Source organism: Blautia sp. AF19-1 (genome assembly GCF_003479155.1).
GTDB classification, from domain to species: domain Bacteria; phylum Bacillota; class Clostridia; order Lachnospirales; family Lachnospiraceae; genus Fusicatenibacter; species Fusicatenibacter saccharivorans.
On record NZ_QUGQ01000004.1, the window covers coordinates 182362 to 201242 of the forward strand.

At 49.4% G+C, this 18881-nt stretch carries 13 protein-coding genes; all 13 read right to left on the reverse strand.

Annotated elements, in window-relative coordinates; translation table 11 throughout:
• Nucleotides 1-12 precede the first annotated feature (12 nt).
• Entirely contained in the window at nt 13-507 is a 495-nt protein-coding gene (infC, locus tag DWX26_RS04060; RefSeq protein WP_022461743.1) for a translation initiation factor IF-3, read from the reverse strand.
• A gap of 308 nt (nt 508-815) precedes the next feature.
• Nucleotides 816-1139 (reverse strand): DUF1540 domain-containing protein, encoded by a 324-nt coding sequence (locus DWX26_RS04065; protein WP_022461744.1) that lies wholly within the window; start codon nt 1137-1139, stop codon nt 816-818.
• A gap of 293 nt (nt 1140-1432) precedes the next feature.
• Nucleotides 1433-3370, reverse strand: a complete 1938-nt coding sequence (gene thrS / locus DWX26_RS04070) for a threonine--tRNA ligase (RefSeq protein WP_118600915.1) — start codon at nt 3368-3370, stop codon at nt 1433-1435.
• Nucleotides 3371-3766: 396 nt separating this feature from the next.
• Nucleotides 3767-4180, reverse strand: a complete 414-nt coding sequence (locus tag DWX26_RS04075) for a hypothetical protein (protein ID WP_242856702.1) — start codon at nt 4178-4180, stop codon at nt 3767-3769.
• A 48-nt stretch (nt 4181-4228) separates the two neighbouring features.
• Complete coding sequence (locus tag DWX26_RS04080) at nt 4229-4564, reverse strand: helix-turn-helix domain-containing protein (RefSeq protein WP_070103224.1); 336 nt, start codon at nt 4562-4564, stop codon at nt 4229-4231.
• Between the two features lies 1 nt (nt 4565).
• Entirely contained in the window at nt 4566-5183 is a 618-nt protein-coding gene (locus DWX26_RS04085) for a GGDEF domain-containing protein (RefSeq protein WP_055227890.1), read from the reverse strand.
• On the reverse strand, nt 5137-5790 hold the full coding sequence (locus DWX26_RS04090) for an HD domain-containing protein (protein WP_055228005.1): 654 nt from the start codon (nt 5788-5790) through the stop codon (nt 5137-5139). The genes DWX26_RS04085 and DWX26_RS04090 overlap by 47 nt, the downstream gene beginning before the upstream one ends.
• Before the next feature lie 147 nt (nt 5791-5937).
• Nucleotides 5938-6705, reverse strand: coding sequence for a nucleoside phosphorylase (locus DWX26_RS04095; RefSeq protein ID WP_055227889.1), 768 nt, complete (start codon nt 6703-6705; stop codon nt 5938-5940).
• 684 nt (nt 6706-7389) lie between these two features.
• Complete coding sequence (locus DWX26_RS17050; protein WP_243030513.1) at nt 7390-8628, reverse strand: transposase; 1239 nt, start codon at nt 8626-8628, stop codon at nt 7390-7392.
• Nucleotides 8629-8700: 72 nt separating this feature from the next.
• On the reverse strand, nt 8701-11754 hold the full coding sequence (locus DWX26_RS04110; protein WP_055226332.1) for a glycoside hydrolase family 2 TIM barrel-domain containing protein: 3054 nt from the start codon (nt 11752-11754) through the stop codon (nt 8701-8703).
• 94 nt (nt 11755-11848) lie between these two features.
• Nucleotides 11849-14098: a glycoside hydrolase family 3 protein gene (locus tag DWX26_RS04115; RefSeq protein ID WP_118600918.1), complete on the reverse strand. Its 2250-nt coding sequence runs from the start codon at nt 14096-14098 to the stop codon at nt 11849-11851.
• A 162-nt stretch (nt 14099-14260) separates the two neighbouring features.
• Nucleotides 14261-16510 (reverse strand): beta-glucosidase BglX, encoded by a 2250-nt coding sequence (gene bglX / locus DWX26_RS04120; RefSeq protein WP_117814450.1) that lies wholly within the window; start codon nt 16508-16510, stop codon nt 14261-14263.
• A gap of 176 nt (nt 16511-16686) precedes the next feature.
• Complete coding sequence (locus tag DWX26_RS04125; RefSeq protein ID WP_022461978.1) at nt 16687-18876, reverse strand: DNA topoisomerase III; 2190 nt, start codon at nt 18874-18876, stop codon at nt 16687-16689.
• Between the last annotated feature and the right edge of the window lie 5 nt (nt 18877-18881).

Sequence of the window (18881 nt, forward strand, 5' to 3'; positions counted from 1 at the left end):
TTCAAATGTATTTTAACGTTTAGCCGTCAAAAACATGGTCATGCTTCTGCCTTCCACCTTCGGCGCTTTGTCAACCGTTGCAATATCGGACAGACTCTCTGCAAATTCATCGAGGATGTATTTGCTACTGTTCATATGTGCCATCTCACGGCCGCGGAAACGAAGTGTTACTTTTACTTTGTCTCCCTTTGTAATGAACTTGCGGGCTGCACCTACTTTGGTATTAAGATCATTGGTGTCAATGTTTGGAGAAAGGCGAACTTCCTTGATTTCAATTGTTTTCTGTTTTTTCTTTGCTTCTTTTTCCTTGCGGGCCAGTTCATATCTGTACTTTCCGTAGTCGATAATTTTGCAAACCGGCGGTTTCGCTGTCGGAGCAATTTTCACAAGATCCAGACCTGCTTCCTGTGCTTTCAGGTACGCATCTCTGGCAGACATAATTCCAAGCTGTTCTCCGTTCTGACCGATCAGACGAATTTCTCTGTCTCTGATCTGCTCATTAATCATTAATTCGCTAATTGTAGTGCACCTCCATCATTATAAAAGACTGTGTTCCCGCTTTTGCGGTGTAACGAAATCAAACTCGGCTCACCGGACCGGATTTGACTGATAACGCAAGAAAAGTGGATAGACAGACTATCCACTTAACATTGTACATAAATCTCTACACAAAGAGAACTTAAGATCAATATTGGACCGTAGTCGCGTGTTTGCGCTAGGGTGAGAGTGGATACTCTACTTTCTTTTTCTCAGACTATTGCAGTATAGCACTCTCCCATCCTGTTGTCAATACTGATTTTCGCATTTTTTCGTATTTATCTCCCGCAGCCACAGCGGAAGGAGCTGCACTCGGTTTCCTGGCAGCTGCATGCGCTGTCTCCGGCGATATGGATGTCTCCGGCTTCGCATTTACAGTTGTCGTTAAAGGTACAGTTCTGCGCCTTGCAGTCGACACCGATTTTCGTACAGCCGCAGCCGGTAGAGTTGAACATCGTGCCCTCACCGCGCTCCTTGAAGCTCTCGCAGCACGTTTCCATGGAGCTTTTGGCTTCGCTTCCGCCTACGCGGATATCTCCTTTGGAACAGAGCTCGTTCTGGTTGTAAACACAGGTCATAGCGGAACAACTTAATGCTGGCATAATAAATTACCTCCTGAAATTTAGTTTTCTGCGGTTTCGCCCGCATAGAAACCATTATTTCCAAGAGGTAATTTTTTATGCTTTATTTATTTGATAATACCAGTGTCCAAAGTTTGGAAATCCGACGCAAGCAAAGCTTGCACGAGGATTTTTAAATTTTGGACACGCCAAAACATGAGTAAGTAGCCATTTTTCGAAGAAAAATGAGCGGAGTACGAATGTTTTGAAGATTGCGGGAGTACGAAGTACGGAGCAATCTGGTATCATAGGTGTCAATTTTTTTGACACCTACCTTATTTATTTTCTTTTGTTTCAACAGTAACCGGGCGGTTAACGCGGCTTGCGATTTCTTCTTTGATATCTGCGATAAACTGCTCCAGGCTTCTCTGGCCTTCATCACCTGCAAAACGGCTTCTGACAGATACAAGACCTGCCTCTTCCTCTTTTGCTCCGGCGATCAGCATGTATGGAATCTTCTGTCCCTGTGCCTCACGGATCTTATATCCAATCTTCTCGGAACGGGTATCCATCTCTGCGCGGATGCCTGCCTCGTGAAGGGCGTCCAGAACCTTCTTACCGTAATCTGCGTATTTGTCGGAGATTGGCAGAACCTTTACCTGTACCGGTGCAAGCCAGGTTGGGAATGCACCTGCAAAATGCTCGATCAGGATACCGATGAAACGCTCAACAGAACCGTAAACAACACGGTGGATCATAATCGGACGATGCTTCTCGCCGTCTGCTCCTGTGTATTCCAGCTCGAATCTCTGCGGCAGCTGGAAGTCAAGCTGGATGGTACCGCACTGCCACGTTCTTCCGATGGAGTCTTCCAGATGGAAGTCGATCTTCGGGCCATAGAATGCGCCGTCGCCTTCGTTGACTACATAGTCAAGGCCAAGATCATCGAGTGCGCCGCGGAGACTTTCGGTTGCTACCTCCCAGTCCTCATCGCTTCCCATGCTGTCTTCCGGACGGGTGGACAGCTCTACGTGATATTTGAATCCGAACAGTTTGTAAACCTGGTCAATCAGGTTTGCAACGCCTTTGATTTCGTCTTTGATCTGCTCCGGTGTCATGAAGATATGGGCATCGTCCTGGTTGAAGCAGCGTACACGCATCAGGCCGTGCAGCTGGCCGGATTTCTCATGACGATGTACCAGACCAACCTCTGCCAGACGCAGCGGCAGATCACGGTAGGAACGAGGCTCGGATTTGTAAACGAGAACGCCGCCCGGGCAGTTCATCGGTTTGATTGCATAATCTTCATCGTCGATGACGGTGGTATACATGTTTTCTTTGTAGTGATCCCAATGACCGGAGGTCTCCCACAGGCGACGGTTCAGGATGATCGGTGTGGAGATTTCTACGTATCCTGCTTTTCTGTGGATTTCACGCCAGTAATCCATCAGTGCATTTTTCAGATCCATTCCTTTTGGAAGGAAGAACGGGAATCCCGGGCCGTCCTCACTCATCATAAACAGGCCGAGCTCTTTTCCGAGTTTTCTGTGGTCACGCTTCTTTGCTTCCTCGATCATGTGGAGGTACTCTTCAAGCTCTGCTTTCTTTGTGAATGCAGTTCCGTAGATTCTCTGCAGCATCTTGTTTTTCTCGCTGCCTCTCCAGTATGCGCCTGCAAGGCTGGTCAGTTTGAAGGCTTTGACCGGCTTTGTGCTCATCAGATGAGGGCCTGCGCACAGGTCCGTGAATTCACCCTGGCGATAGAAGCTGATGACTGCGTCTTCCGGCAGATCTTCGATCAGTTCTACTTTATATGGCTCTTCTTTTTCTTTCATGAAAGCGATGGCTTCTGCTCTCGGCAGCTCAAAACGCTCCAGTTTCAGATCCTCTTTTACAATTTTCTTCATTTCTGCTTCGATTTTTTCAAGGTCTTCGCTGGTGAGTGGAGTATCTCTGTCTACATCGTAGTAGAATCCGTCTGCGATGGACGGTCCGATTGCAAGCTTGGTATCCGGGTACAGTCTCTTGATTGCCTGTGCCATGATATGGGATGTGGTGTGACGGAATGCTGCTTTTCCGCCTTCATCGTTGAAGGTCAGAATGGAAAGATTGCAGTCCTTGTCGATGACGGTACGAAGATCTTCTACTTCACCGTTTACTTCACCTGCACAGGCCATTCTTGCAAGGCCTTCGCTGATGTCTGCTGCGATCTCAATGATGGATTTCGGTTCGGAGTACTCTTTGGTACTTCCATCTTTCAGTGTGATGATCATTTGCTTTACCTCTTTCTTTGTATATTTTTCGCAAGCGTGTTTCAGAATTTTTATACTTTTTACAGCAACAAAAAAGTCCCTTCTGACACGCTTATGCTGTCAAAAGGGACGATGTATTTTCATTCACCGCGGTTCCACCCATTTTGTTTTTTCAAACCACTTCATTTGACGATAACGGAATCACCGGGCCGGATTGGGGCCGCTCAGAGCTGGTCTTCGATCACGTTCCTGTTAAAACCCTTGCACCACAAAACGGGGTTTCTCTCTGTCACATTCGCTGTGATTTACTCGTCTCTTCTACGCTTTGCTGTTTTCCTGTTCGGTGCTTTTGGCTCCCGATAGTTTTAGATTATATCACCCAATAACTGATTGTCAAGCCCTGCATTGGGTGAAAATTTATTTTTCCTGTGATTTTTTTGCTTCTGTCTGCATCAAAAATTTTTCTTTTGCTTTCTCCGGCATTTCAAGCAGTGCAAACTCGTAAAAAATCCCATAAATGTACGTAATTCCGCGGATATCTCCCAGTGCTTTCGGGCGGGCAACGACCGGCCTTTCGCTTTCCTGCTGCAATTCCAGCACTTTCTGATACGCCGTCCGCACAGAACTCCAGACAAGGCTTTTGCTTTTCTCCCGGCGGTCGATCCAGAGTTCTTTTGTATAAGTGCCGCTTCTGCCGTATTTCATATGGTAGGAATACGGCAGGCCGGAATAGGTATGAAATTCAAAATCCTGGAATGTGAGTAAGCACTCCCACAGAGCTTCTTCTGTCCGTTCCCGATGAAGCCGCTGCAGGGCCTGCACTCTTTGCATTTGTAAGTTTTCCTGTGTTTCTTTCATCTTTTCCTTTGTTTCCTGATCCTATCTTTCCTCCTGCAATGCCGCCAGATAACCTAAGATTCTTTCTTTTTGTCTGCCCGGCAGATTGCGGAAGCCTTCCAGAATTATTTTTTCTTCTTCGTTTGCGGCACTCAGTTCAGGATCCATCGGCTTTTGTTCTGTTCCACTCTCCCCTAAAAGTTCGTATGGCGTAACCTTCAGCACTTCGCAGATCTTCAGAATTTTGTCCGCCGATGGATTGGTTCCCTTTCGTTTCCAGTCGCTGATGGTGCTCTGGGAAATTCCGGTTTTTTCTGAAAACTCCTTCTGCGTTATGCTATTTCGAAGAATCAGTTCAAAAATTTTTTCACTAATCACGTTATCCTGTGTCCTTTCGTTTTTCTGTCCCTGTATCACAGAATTTCTTCGCCTCCCGTGCCGCCTCAAGTTCATGCTTCATACGGCACATAATCTGTGCAATTTTTTCATCCGGATTTTCCATATTCCGAACGAATGCAGCAAATTCATCTCCGCCCAGCCGGAATACAACATCCTCTTTTTCAAAACTGTTTTTCAGCACCTGTGCCAGCTGCTTTAACGTTTCGTCTCCCACCATATGACCCATGGTGTCATTCACAGACTTAAAATTATCCACATCCATCAGGAACATCGCATTCCCGTTTATTTCCTCTTCTTTTTGCCCGGCCAGTATTTTCTGTATATGCTCTTTTCCGCCGCCGACATTCCACAACCCGGTCAGCGCATCCGTCTGCGCCGCTCTTCTAAGTTCTCCCATACAGCATCTCGCAAAACAGTCCTGCAGGATCTCTTCGTCTTTTTTCTTGATCAGTCCGCGTGTCAGCAAAGCTTCTCCAAGAGACTGTTCCGTGTAAACCACGTTTTCTTTTTTTCCGTTAAAATTCTGAATGATAATCTTATGTTTTTCTGCTTCAAACTGAAACGTCAGCTCCATCGTTGATTTCAGAATCCGCTGCATCTCTTCCCTGCTCCGCTTCTACTTCCCGGTTGATCTCGTCCTCGCTGTCTGCCATGGCCTGAAGTGTCATGGTCAGCAGTTTTTCCAGCGGCCAGCCGAGCTGGTCAGCTCCGCGCTCGATAACTTCTCTGGAACATCCTGCTGCAAAGCCTTTGCTCTTATATTTTTTCTTCAGAGATTTCAGTTCCATATCCTTTGTGCTTTTGGAAGGCCGCATCAGTGCAGCCGCCCAGATCAGGCCGGTAAGTTCATCCGCAGCAAACAGCACTTTTTCCATTTCATGCACCGGTTCTACATCCAGCGTCACGCCGCACTCGATGGTAATGCCGTAGCCGTGCGAAACGACACCGTGAATGATGTCTTCCGATACGCCGTCCTCCCGTAAAAGCTCCGGTGCTTTCAGGCAGTGCTCTGCCGGATAAAGTTCAAAATCAATATCATGCAGCAGACCGACAATCCCCCAGTGTTCCTCTTCCGCTCCATAGCCAAGCTCTCTTGCATACCATTTCATAACTGCTTCTACGGTAAGCGCATGCTGAATATGAAAGGGATCCTTGTTGTATTTTTTCAGTAAGGCAAATGCCTCATCTCTTGTAATTTCGCTCATGCCTTTCTCCTTCCCATTTCCAATTTTATTCATCATATTCCTGTATTCCTATCATGTCAATAGGTTTATCACGTTTTTTCTAACACACCTGGCTATCTTTTTCTGTGGACTCGATCTGTCGTTGATTGGACCTTCATTCTAAATTCATTACAGCTTTTTCACCGCGTCCATACACAGCCTGAGTGCATACGCATAAGAATCTCCGCCCCAGTTCCGCTCATCATACCGTTCTACATCCGCAAGCGTATCTGCGGTGTAAAGAATCATTCCCCATGTCACATTTCGAAAAGCGGCGCAGGCAGCAAGCGCAGAACATTCCATTTCGACAACCGAGCAGCCCTCACTCTTGCGATATTCTACTTTTTCCTTTGTTTCCCGATAAAATCCATCCGTTGACCAGGTAACCACTTCCTGGTACTTCATATGATGTTCTAATACTGTTTCTTCTATTGCTTTTCTTGCCGTCTGACTGACTTCCATAAAACGCGAAGGTGCTGCATAATGGTAGGAAGTCCCTTCATCACGCAGGGCTTTGTACGGAACAAGAAACGTGCTTTCCGGAAATGGTACAAGCGCGCCGCAGGATCCTGTGGAAATAATTTTCTTTACTCCGTAGCCAATCAGCCAGTCAAGGAGCTGTACTGCAGGTGCCGCCCCTACCGGCGCCTGACACAGAACCATTTCTTCCCCTGCATCTTCTAAAACATAGACCGGATATTCTTTTGTTGCGCTGACAAATTCGGCCACTTTTTGCGCATGATGCTCCTGCGCGTACACATCAATATATCCTCCCACAAATGCAAATACACATTTGGGCGGCAATGAAATATTCTGATTTTCATGTGTCGGATTGATGACAGCCATCGGATTGTCATCAAATTCCAGAATGGGAATTTCGTTTTTTCTGATACTCATGTAAATGGTTCCTTTCTTTGTTTTTCTTTATTTTTCTCTGTGGCTTTGTCGCAAAATGATACCTTACCCATCTATGTAAATGCAGATGTCTGAAAGCAGATGGTTACGACAAAATCTGGATGGAAAATATCTTCACTCTATCAGATCAAGAAAACAATTTCAAGACTTATTCACTTTCTTTTACGTTCTTTTTGCCATAGTCTCCTTTTTCTGAAACAGCGAAGTAACAGCAATTTTTATATTCTAATATGATGATGTTGGGGTCAAAACCATAAATAACTTTGTCCTCTATTTCTATAGCACCTTGAAAAATTCATATTTTGTAGTGTAATACCGGATTTCTTCGGATATACGCTGGTATTCCCTTCCTTGATTTTATACAAGTACCGGATTTTGAGCGTAATGTCCTAAACCCTTCACATAGTTGAAGAGTTTTCTGAAATTCAATGCTGCTATCTTGGAACCGAAAAAGAACTTGCCCCGCCGTTTCCCACGAGGTATCTTTTCCAAGTGGTAATTCTTGCGTATATTCGATGGAACAGTTTCCACTCCATTACGCAGCCTTGTATAATTTTTGAATTCTTTGCTATTCATGTTCCGTTGGATTTTCGCACGTTCATGCGCTGCTTTGGATGTTACTATTTTTGCAACCTTCTTAAAGATCTTCGGCTTGCATTGATCCTGCTACGGACAGTTGGCACACTGCTCATGCAGAGAGGAAACGGCACACTGATTGCTTGGTTTCATATAAGAACAGCTTTTCGGTGCATGGCCGGCTGGACATCGGAGGACTTTTGTTCCCTCTTCGTTGAATTCAAAATCAGCAAGGATATCCGGAGCCGGTTTCCCCGTCAGACTTGTGGTAATCAGTTCTACGTTTTTATGAGCTGCAAGTTGTGTGTTTTCTGTTCCACTATATGCTCCATCCGTGACTATAACAGTCCGTTCTTCCTGGTTATCCATCTGCGCAAGGTGCTCCTGGATAAACTGACTGTCACTATGGTTGTTTTGCTCATACTGGTACTCTGTTACAACAGAACCATTGGCTCCAACGGATTCTTCAAGATTAGCAGCATATCCTCGATGCTCTTTTCCTGCTTTATTCCGGAATGTCGCTTCAGGGTCAGAAGGATTCTGCAGCATGGTTGATTTCATGCCGCCGTCTTCTTTCGTGCGGAGTCTTCGGTTTTCATTTTCAACAATGGTCTGTTCTGACAGGCATCTGACAAACAGATCATACTCTGTTGAATCATTGTAATCAGACTCACACAGGGCAAGAAGTTTATCCGCATCCGTTAAGAGCTGCTTCATGCGCTCATCTGCATCGGTACTGCGCTGATGATACATCACTCTGTTGAAATCGTTAGGATCGATATAATGTTTTAAATTGCCAGACAGAACGGAACCATTGATTTTATTCACATACATCGCCAGCTTTGCAATGCAGGTGTATATCAGTTCCATTCGGCTGAGCCTGCGGACGTTGGATTCGATCATCATGGAATCCATACGTCTGACTTTACCGCTGATTCCCATCAGTTTTGCAATGGAAGCACTTAAATCTTTCACACAATCATGGTAAAGATCCTTGTTGTGAAGTGTTTCATAATCATAGCACCTCTTGCGGAAACGGCTTAAGTTCTTGTCACTCAAAGGCTGTTCTTCAAAACTTGTTGTGTGCAGTGCGTACTGAATTCGAAAATCCAGCATAAGATTTTCGACCATCTCGTCATCGGAATAATCAAAAAGCTCTTTGATAATGAGCGCACTAACAATCACGTTGACCGGAGTATTCGGTCTGGATGCCTTATCGCTGTATAAGACAGAAAAACGCTTTTCATCAATGGCAGGAAATATTTCATCAGCAAAGACTTTTGCCCAGGATAATTCAATAGGTTTATCAAGACTTTTTTTGTACATCATATAAAAAGGCGCCGTTCCCTCACCTTTCAGAGAGAGGGCACAGCGCTTTTCTTATTTTTCAAATTCTACACTTTACAGCAGTTCCGGTTTCAGCCGCACATCGAAGCTGATTTCGGTTTCTTTCAGCTGATATTTTTCCAGCAGCATCGGTCCGCAGCTTGCCGATCCGATCCCGGCCTGGCGGTAGTCGATGCAGAAAACAGTGCTTCCGCACGGCCGAAGCTCATAGTTGTGGGCTTTCGCGGTCAGCTCCTCCTGCGTGTAAATAGATGCCTGGAATGAGAAGGTTTTCTCGCCCACTGCCGTCAATACCGCACGATCACTGGCAAGACTTGCATAATCGCAGTCGTAGTGGCTGCCGTTCTCCTGCGGGCGGATATAGTCTTCCTGCTGTTCTGCCGGTGTGCTGTGGAAAACGCCGTGATAGCTTGCCTGGTGCTTATCCACGTAGCTCTCCACCGGACCGAGACCGCAGTAGGTCAGTTTTGCAAACGATTTCGGCAGGAACAGGCGCAGGCCAAAACGCGGCAGAACCGAGAATACCGGGTCTTTCTTTGCTTCTACATGGACATCGGTCGTTCCGTCGCTATAAATTGTCCATTTGATCACACCTGCAAGGATCCGCTGCAGAGCCGGCGACGAAATCGAATAGCTTGTCTCGATCTCCACGCAGCCGTTTTCTTCTTTTGCCGTTGTCTCATACGCCCGCGTCACGGTGCGGTCATACTGAGCACGCATCCAGGTATTCTTGATATTGCGGTCATTGTCTGTCGGCGCACGCCAGATGTTCAGCTCCATCGGGCGGTCGAGCAGATTCTGGTTGGCATAGCACATTTCCTCGAACAGGCCGGTGAACTTATTATAGGTATAGCTGAACTGTTCCGTCGATACCGTCAGATAATGATCGTCCTCTTTCCATCCAAACGAAGCCGTTCCATCCGGGCGCTTCATCATCTCTTTTGCCTTCTGGTTCTGATTATCTTTCGTTTTCACCGGAACTTCTTCAAATCCCAGTTCGAACTGCTCCGGCAGCACCTCAGTGGCCTGTTTCTGATACCAGGTAACCTTCAGCGCACATTTTCCCTGCTCCGACACGGAAATGGCAAGCGGAATCGTCTTCTCACAGCCTGCCGCAAGCTCCAGCAGTGCTTCATCTGTAATCTTGCCGCTCTCCGTCACTTCACCGTCCACAAGCACTTCATAGCCGAGCACAGCGTAATCTTTCAGATTCACAAAATTCATATAGTTTTTGATGGTCAGTGTACCCTTTTCGGCATCATATCCCGTCACGCGCACCGGACGATACACGTTTTTAAATTCCATCAGACCCGTATGCGGTGTGCGGTCCGGATAAACAAGTCCGTCCATGCAGAAGTTGCCGTCGTGCGGATACTCGTTGTGGTCGCCGCCGTACGCGTACATCTTCTTTCCCTCGATCGTTTTTCCCATATCAATCGCGTGGTCGCACCACTCCCAGATAAAGCCGCCGCACATCTTCTCCTCGCTGTGGATCAGTTCAAAGTAATCTTCAAGATCTCCCGGGCCGTTGCCCATCGCATGGCAGTATTCGCACATGATATACGGCTTATCCCCGTACTCCACCAGCTCTTTTTTGATCTCCTCGAGTGATGGATACATGCGGCTGTAGAGGTCGAGGTTGCTGTAATCGTATTTCTTCGGATCATCCACATACCGTGCCGACTCATAGTGCGTCAGACGCGTCGGATCAAATTCCTTCGTCCACTTTAAGGCCGCCTCGAAGGTACAGCCGTATGCGCACTCATTTCCCATCGACCAGATGACAACGCTCGGGCGGTTTTTATCGCGCTCTACGCAACGCTGTGTGCGGTCTACGGTTGCCTCGGTAAATACCGGATTGTTCGCAATTAGTTTATTCCAGTTCTTCGCATACTCTTCCCAGCTCGTGTAATTCGCATAAATTTCCTCTGTGCCGTGACTCTCATTGTCCGCCTCATCGATGACATAAAAACCGAGACGGTCATAAAGCTGATAACAGTACGGCGCATTCGGGTAATGGCTGGTCCGGATCGCATTGATGTTGTGCTCTTTCATTACCTTCAGATCTTTTTTGATCTGTGCAAGGCTGATTGCAAATCCCGTCACCGGATCGCTGTCGTGGCGGTTTGTTCCGTGGAATTTGATCTTCACGCCGTTCAGGTACAGCACACCGTCCTTCGCGTGGATCTCACGGATGCCGACATGATCATTGATCACCTCACCCGCCGTCTCCAGCACCAGCGTATACAGATACGGCTCCTCGGCATTCCACAGATGTGCATCTTTTACATGCATCTGAACCGTATCGCCGTCAAACGCTGCCTCTGCCACAAGATGATTTTCTGCATCAAACAGCTTTGCCGTTCCTTCCTGCGGTTCCCCGTCATTCCAGGTAATCGCAATCGAAACTTCTCCATTCTGGTACGATGCATCCGGCGCTGCCTTTACAAAGTAATCGCGGATGCCTTTTTCTGGTCTTGCAAGCAGATAGACATCGCGGAAAATGCCGCTCATGCGAAATTTGTCCTGATCCTCGAGATAGCTTCCATCGCACCATTTCAGCACCAGTACGGCGATGGTGTTGGTGCCATCTTTTAAGAAGTCTGTTACATCAAATTCACTCGTAGAATGAGACACCTGGCTGTAGCCGACGAAGCTGCCGTTCATCCACACGTAGAAACAGGAATCCACGCCCTCAAAATTCAGGAATGCCCTCGGTGCTTCCTCCTGTTTTTTCCACTCGAACGTTCTCACGTACGCACCGCACGGGTTCTCATACGGCACATACGGCGGATCCACCGGGAACGGGTAGCGGACGTTCGTATACTGATGGTGGTCATGGCCATAATTCTGCCAGACGGACGGCACCGGAATCGTCTCGAATGCAGAAGTGTCGTATCCTTCTGCGAAAAACTCCTCTTTTACATCGTAAACACTGGTAAAATAGCGAAATTTCCAGTCGCCGGAAAGCAGGAAAAAGCGGTCCGACGCCTCCCGGTTCTCCACCAGATCCTCCATGCGGCGGGATGCCGGAATGTAGTAGGCACGGTTCGGCATGGTATTCACATGCAGGTGATCGAAATCTTCGAAATATTTTGGAACAATCATCTCTTTTTAAGTCCTCCTTATTCTGTCTTTTGTTTCCAATATCGGCACCGAAACACACGCGGTCCCGGTGCCGATCAGGTTTTCTGTTATTCTTTTACTTTTTCCATGCAGGAAGAACGCCTTCGTAATTCATGCCATAACCGTAGTCATAGTTATGTCCTTCGCTGTCAATATAGGTTTCCATATCCAACGCACGGTCCTCGCTCTGCTCCTCAACCGCATCCATATCCTTCGGCATCTGGATCGGCAGACGGCCGGTCGGGTTGTAACCGCCGAAGACAACGTCGAGCACAGCGGCTCTCGAAACACCGAACTCTGCGACGATCGCATCGGCTTCGGCTTCAAATTCATGCATCACCATCGGGTTGTTGACGGTTGCGCAGACGATCACCGGCTTGTCGCCCATCGCGCGGCGGCATTCGAGAATATTGTCGAGATCAGCCTCGTTGTAGGCAGTGTTTGTCTTTCCAAGATAGCTGCGGTTCGTGAAATTCTCGCGGAAATCACCGCCGGCAATGCTCACCTCACGCGCTTTTTTCGCCGTATACGGGCGGTACTGCAGTGTAATCGGCAGATATCCGTTGCCGCCGTTCGCAAGATCTTCGGTGGAATACGGGTTGCATGCCGGGCTTTCGATAAATACCAGCGCCACATCGGCCTCCTCCGGTGATGATACGCGTGTACCGTACTTGGACGGCAGTCCATCCGGCAGCGGATCTTCGGTTTTTGCCGGCAGATCGATGCGGAAGAACGCTTTGGACGGTCCGATCTTTCTCTCCGGAATATAAACCTTCAAACCTTTCTTCAGCGGCAGCACACCCTTCTGTCCTTCCGGTGCGCGTTTCGCACTGTTTTTCAGCAGGACGATGGATTTCTGCTGTGCCTCATAGCCATGGCGGCAGAACTCTTCGCATCCTACAATCTTTGCGGATTCTTCCGGATCAAGATACGGATCCTCAAACAAGCCGCAGTGGAAAATGTTGATCAGAAGACGTTTGGCGGACAGCTCCATGCGCTCACGCATCGCTTTCTCGCCGTATTTCTCACAGCCGATCTTATACGCCTCGACAATCGGACCGGACTCGCTGTTTCCGCCGAACTGGTCAACGCCGTTTGTGATCGCCAGCAGACACCGTTCTGCCTCGGTCATATCCTGCACGCCGTAGCAGCGGCTTCCAAATCCCTCAATCGTCTTCTCCGGATCCTGGGTGATGCCCCAGTCGGTGCAGACAATGCCTTTGAATTCATATTTTCCGCGCAGCAGATCCTTGATCAGGTACTCGCTGTAGGAGTTTCCGACGTTCTTGCCGTTTTTCTTGTCCACGCCGTAGGATACGGTGTAGTACGGCATAACCGCGGATGCGCAGTCGGTCGGTCCGTCCAGGTGGAAGGCTGCCTCGGTAAACGGTTTTAAATGCTCCTCAAAATTTCCGGTCGGATAAACGGCAAACTGTCCGAATGCATAGTGTGCATCGCGTCCGGCCTCTCCGGTGCCGCCGCCCGGCCAGTGTTTGACCATCGTGTTGACGCTGTCTTTTCCCCAGCCGTCTGCTTCCCCTTCCGTTGTCTGCATACCGTCACAGTACGCTTTGGTAAGCTTTTTGGACATCTCCACTTCTTCGCCTAACGTATCGACAAAGCGCATCCATCTCGGCTCGGTGCAGAGGTCGATCTGCGGTCCGAGTGCCGTTGTGATGCCGAGTGCCCGGTACTCACGGGAGGCATCCTTTGCAAACTGTCCGGCTACTTCCGGGTCAAAGCATGCTGCAAAGCCGACACCCTCCGGCCATTTGCTGATCTCGTTTCCGCCGCTCTTGAACTCTGCGCCAGAATCCTTTGCTCCATTCCGCGGATCAGAGGAGAGGTTGATCGGAATACCATACGGCAGTGTCTCTGCCCGTTTCTGCAGCTCATTGCTCCATTTTGCGGAAATCTCCGGGCTTTCCACGTTCGTCAGCAGGATATGGCGGATATGCTCGTCCTCCAGAAATTCTTTCTGCTGATCTGAAATCGCATACGGTTCTTTGCCGGATTCCAGATACGTTTTTCCGTCAAACGTTCCCTGGAACGGACCGCCCGGCATCGGCGGTACGGCCTGGTGCGGTGAGTACAGCATAAGGCCAGCGATCTCCTCGATGGAAAGACGGCCCGCAAGGTCTGCGGCTCTCTCCTCATCGGAGAGGCGCCAGTTCTCATACGGCAGCAGTTCGCCGGTTTTTGCCAGGTCTTTAAAGTAATACCCGTCTTTTTCCAGTACCTTAACTCCGGACTCCTCTGCCCAGGCGATCGTTTTTCCGCCCTCCTGGCGGATCCGGTGGATTCCGTTTTTCGTTGTTTTCTCCATAAATTTCACCCTTCTTTTCCCAATTTATTTTGTTTCAACTCACAGTAGGTATTTTCACGGAGTCTGACATGTCGAGAATAGTTCGACTGTGATTTGCCTCATGTCAGTGGAGGATACCGATTTCTCTCCGCCTGCCACTGCCGTTATGTTTCTTTTAACAATTCATCCCACCGCTTTAGAAGCGGGGGACTTCTTGTCTACTGGTGTTAAAGTAAATACTGCACTGTTTTCCGTCGTGCTGCTGTTGCCGATCATCACCGTAAAGGTACCCGGCTCGCTGCCGAAGGTTCCGTCGAGCCGGTAGTAGCGCAGATCCTCTTCGGTAATATAGAACGTAACCTCCTGCTCCTCACCCGGGGCAAGCTCTACTTTCCGGAAACCTTTCAGCTCTTTCACCGGACGAACCACATCGGAATAATCATCGCGGATGTACAGCTGAACAACCTCGCAGCCTGCAGCATCACCGGTATTCTTCACGGTTACTTTTGCTGCAATTCTGCCATTCTTATCCATCTCGTTCTGGTCAAGCACGACATCCGAAACGGCAAATGTCGTGTAGGAAAGACCATAGCCGAACGGATACAGCGGTGCATTCGGAATGTCAAGATATTTGGAACGGAACCGCTCTTTCATGCCCGGCAGATTCGGTCTTCCGGTGGAATACTCGTTGTAGCTGACCGGTGCCTGGCCCACGCAGTATGGGAAGCTCATCGGCAGCTTGCCAGACGGATTTTTCTTTCCGGTCAGGACATCCACAACAGCGCTTCCGCCCTCGGTTCCCGGGAACCATACCTCGAGAATGGCTTTTGCTTTAGCGCTGATTTCCCGCAGATCCAGCGGGCGGCCGTTGAACAGAACGACAACCACATTCGGGTTAACGGCCAGCACTTTGTGGAACAGCTCCATCTGGATTTCCGGCACATCGATCATGGCACGGCTGGTCGCCTCGCCGCTCTGCAGATAATGCTCACCCATCGGCATTACCACGAGATCGGCCTCTTTTGCTGCCTGTAGTGCGCTCTGCTCCATGGCAGCAAGCTCTTCCTCACTGTATTTTTTCGGTGTCGTCTCGGTAAATCCGATCAGCTCCACATCGTTTCCGATAACCGGGCATCCTTCTGCATACGTGGTGCGTGATGCGTCGAAGACTTTCTCGGCTGCTTTCTGAATCGTCACGCAGTCCTTGCTGTCGCCGGTGAAGGACCAGCTGCTCTTGATTTCATGATTGTTGGTATACGGGCCGACAAATGCGATTTTTTTCGAAGTGTCAAGCGGCAGTACGCCGTCGTTTTTCAGCAGGACGAAGGATTCCTCCGCTGCTTTTTTCGCCAGTGCACGGTGCTCCGGGCAGAGGTTGTATGCTTTCTCTTTCTCGGCATCTGCATCTTTATATGGATTTTCAAACAGTCCCAGTTTGTTTTTCAGCTCCAGAATCCGCAGGCAGCACTCGTCAATCAGATGCTCGTCCACTTCACCTTCTTCTACGAGACGGCAGAGGTTTGCGGCGTAAACGGATGTCATCATATCAATATCCACGCCTGCCTCCAGCGCTTTTTTCGCTGCATCGGCGGCATCTTTCGAGCTTCTGTGGGCAACGGTTTCCAGAATGGCTGCAAAGTCAGAAATCAGCACGCCGTCAAATCCCATCTCGCCGCGCAGGATATCGCGCATCAGCCATTTGTTGGTGCTCGCCGGAACGCCGTTGATCGTGTTGAATGATGTCATCACCATCGCTGCGCCCGCATCGATGCCTGCTTTGTATGCCGGAAGATAGAATTCACGGAAGGTATGCTCTGAGAGCTCTACGGTGTTGTAATCTCTTCCTGCGACTGCTCCGCCGTAGCCTGCAAAGTGTTTGATGCAGGAGGCAACTTTTCCCGGTGTTTTTAAATCATCTCCCTGGAAGCCTTTTACGATCGCCTCGGAAAAGCGGCTGTTCAGGTACGGATCTTCGCCTGTGGATTCCACAACGCGGCCCCATCTCGCATCGCGCACAAGGTCAACCATCGGAGAAAAGGTAACGTGAAGTCCGGCCGCGGATGCTTCTTTTGCGGCTGCAGACGCGCACTCGCCGGAGAGCTCCGGATCAAAAGTGGCTCCCTGCGCCAGCGGCGCCGGGAAAATGGTCTTCATGCCGTGAATGACATCCATCATGAACAGCATCGGGATGTGATGCGGCTGTTTTGCCATGTAGTCATCCTGCAGTTTTTTCATCGTATCGGCACCGGCTGCACCGAGAATGGAACCGGCCATCTCCAGGTCCTCTTTTCCGATTCCCATGTCATTTGCCGGGCCGGTCAGGACGCTGTTTTCATCCCCGAGGTAAAATGCTCCGCTTAACTGAAGCATCTGATCTACTTTCTCTTTCAGCGACATATCCGCCAGCAGTTTTTCCAGATCCGTCTGTTTCATTGAAAAACCTCCCTGTTGTTATTTTCAGAATTTTCCTGTTTCTTATATCATTTGTTTCTATTTTACGGCATAACTCTGCATAAAACAATCACTTTTTTTGACCTTTTCCTCAACGATTTTAACAAAAGAAGCGGGTTCCGCCGTTTTTTGATTTTCGGCAGAACTCGCTCCCTTTTTTATAATTTAATTCCTTTTAATGCCGCGGCAAACGCATTGTTCACCGGCTCTTCGGCCTCTTTTTTCTGTTTCTTCATATAAGCTGCCACATCGCGCTTCGTCACGCCGCCGCCCTCTTTTTTGCGGCGCTCCTGGAATTTTGTCATGCGCTCTTTGTGGCCGCAGGCGCAGACAAACGTCGCATCCTCGCCCTTTCCGATCATCTCCATGCGCTTATGGCAGACCGGGCATCTCGCATTCGTCGTGCGGGAAACCGTCTCGCGGTAGCCGCACTCTCTGTCCTGGCAGACGAGCAGTTTTGCGTTCTTTCCATTCACCGCAAGCAGCCGTTTTCCGCAGTTCGGGCACTTCTTGTTCGTCAGGTTGTCGTGGCGGAACGTTCCCTCTTCCGTCTTGATCTCATCGATCAGTTCCACCGTGTAGCTGCGGATCTCCTCCATAAACACATCGCGCCGCTTCTTTCCCTTTGCAATGTCGTTTAACTGCATCTCCCAGCTTGCCGTCAGCTCCGGCTTTTTCAAATCCGCCGGAACCAGCTTCAGAAGCTGGCGTGCTTTCGAGGTCAGATAGATCTCATTGCCTTTTTTCTCCAGCAGAAAGCTGCGGAACAGCTTCTCGATGATATCCGCACGGGTCGCAACCGTTCCAAGGCCGCCCGCCTCACCGATCGTTTTTACCAGGCTGCTGTCGCGGTTTTCCATGTAGCGGACCGGATTTTCCATCGCGGAGAGCAGCGTGCCTTCCGTGAAGCGTGCCGGAGGTTTTGTCTTTCCTTCGCGGAGACTGATCTTCGGCTGCCCGATCTTCATGCCTGCCTCCAGAAGCGGCAGATTCTGCTCCCGCACCTCTTCTTTCGCCTCATCCTCTTCGTCGTACCGGTTATCCTCGTACGCCTCCTGCCAGCCTTTCTCGACCATGCGCTTTCCGCGCGCAGTAAAGCATTCCTTTTCGATGGAAGCCTGGATCACCGTCTCTTCATATACACACGGCGGCAGCAGTACCGCAAGAAAGCGGCGCACAACAAGATCATAAATGCGGCGCTCCTCGTTCGAGAGTGCGGATAACTGCACGTACTGCTCCGTCGGGATAATGGCATGGTGATCGGAAACCTTCGCATCATTGACAAAGAAGAGCTTTCCGTTCAGCGGACTGCGCTTCGCCTGCTGGGCCAGTGCTTTGTACGGGCCGATGCTGACCGCATCCAGCCGCTCTTTTAACGTCGGCACAATATCTTTCGTCAGATACCGTGAATCTGTCCGCGGATACGTAAGGACTTTATGGGTCTCATAGAGGCTCTGCATCAGATTCAGCGTCTGTTTTGCCGAATAGCCGAACCGTGCGCTCGCATCGCGCTGCAGCTCCGTCAGATCGTAGAGCAATGGCGCTTCTTTCTGCTTTTTCTTCTTTTCTACGTTCTGTAAGACAAGCGGATACCGTTTTGCCTTCTCTGCGATCTGCTTTGCCTTTTCCGGATCGGAGATTCTTGTGCCGCCCGATTTTTCATCTTTCCAGGTGTAGACCACACCGCCCGCCGCGGCCGTCACCGTGTAATACGGTTTCGGGACAAATTCACGGATTTCCTGCTCGCGCTGTGCGATCATGGCAAGTGTCGGCGTCTGCACACGGCCGCAGGAAAGCTGTGCATTGTATTTACAGGTCAGCGCTCGCGTCGCATTGATGCCGACGAGCCAGTCCGCCTCGGCACGGGAAACGGCAGCGCGGTAGAGATTGTCGTACTCTTTCGCATCCTTCAGATTGGCAAAACCCTCACGGATCGCCTTGTCCGTCACAGAGGAAATCCAGAGACGCTTACACGGCTTCTGGTTATGTGCTTTGTCGAGAATCCACCGCGCCACCAGCTCACCCTCGCGTCCGGCATCGGTTGCAATGACAATCTCATTCACGTCCTTCCGCGCAAGCTGTGTCGTCACCGCATGGTACTGTTTTCCCGTCTGCGGAATGACCTTGATCTGCAGTTTTTCCGGCATCATCGGCAGAACTGCCATATTCCATTCCTTATACTTTTTGTCATAGTCTTCCGGATCTTTTAACGTCACCAGATGGCCGAGCGCCCAGGTAACGATATACTTGTTTCCCTCCAGCGCTCCGTTTTCTTTTTTGCTGCACCCCAGTACGCGCGCAATGTCGCGTGCCACGGATGGTTTTTCTGCAATTACCAGAGTTTTCATAAAAT

Bases quoted from the DNA above. Each gene is read 5' to 3' on its own strand.
- DWX26_RS04085 (WP_055227890.1), bottom strand. From the start codon at position 5,183: ATGCAGCGGATTCTGAAATCAACGATGGAGCTGACGTTTCAGTTTGAA.
- DWX26_RS04065 (WP_022461744.1), bottom strand. From the start codon at position 1,139: ATGCCAGCATTAAGTTGTTCCGCTATGACCTGTGTTTACAACCAGAAC.
- DWX26_RS04075 (WP_242856702.1), bottom strand. From the start codon at position 4,180: ATGCAAAGAGTGCAGGCCCTGCAGCGGCTTCATCGGGAACGGACAGAA.
- DWX26_RS04095 (WP_055227889.1), bottom strand. From the start codon at position 6,705: ATGAGTATCAGAAAAAACGAAATTCCCATTCTGGAATTTGATGACAAT.
- DWX26_RS04115 (WP_118600918.1), bottom strand. From the start codon at position 14,098: ATGGAGAAAACAACGAAAAACGGAATCCACCGGATCCGCCAGGAGGGC.
- infC (WP_022461743.1), bottom strand. From the start codon at position 507: ATGATTAATGAGCAGATCAGAGACAGAGAAATTCGTCTGATCGGTCAG.
- DWX26_RS04090 (WP_055228005.1), bottom strand. From the start codon at position 5,790: ATGAGCGAAATTACAAGAGATGAGGCATTTGCCTTACTGAAAAAATAC.
- DWX26_RS17050 (WP_243030513.1), bottom strand. From the start codon at position 8,628: ATGATGTACAAAAAAAGTCTTGATAAACCTATTGAATTATCCTGGGCA.
- DWX26_RS04125 (WP_022461978.1), bottom strand. From the start codon at position 18,876: ATGAAAACTCTGGTAATTGCAGAAAAACCATCCGTGGCACGCGACATT.
- bglX (WP_117814450.1), bottom strand. From the start codon at position 16,510: ATGAAACAGACGGATCTGGAAAAACTGCTGGCGGATATGTCGCTGAAA.
- DWX26_RS04110 (WP_055226332.1), bottom strand. From the start codon at position 11,754: ATGATTGTTCCAAAATATTTCGAAGATTTCGATCACCTGCATGTGAAT.
- thrS (WP_118600915.1), bottom strand. From the start codon at position 3,370: ATGATCATCACACTGAAAGATGGAAGTACCAAAGAGTACTCCGAACCG.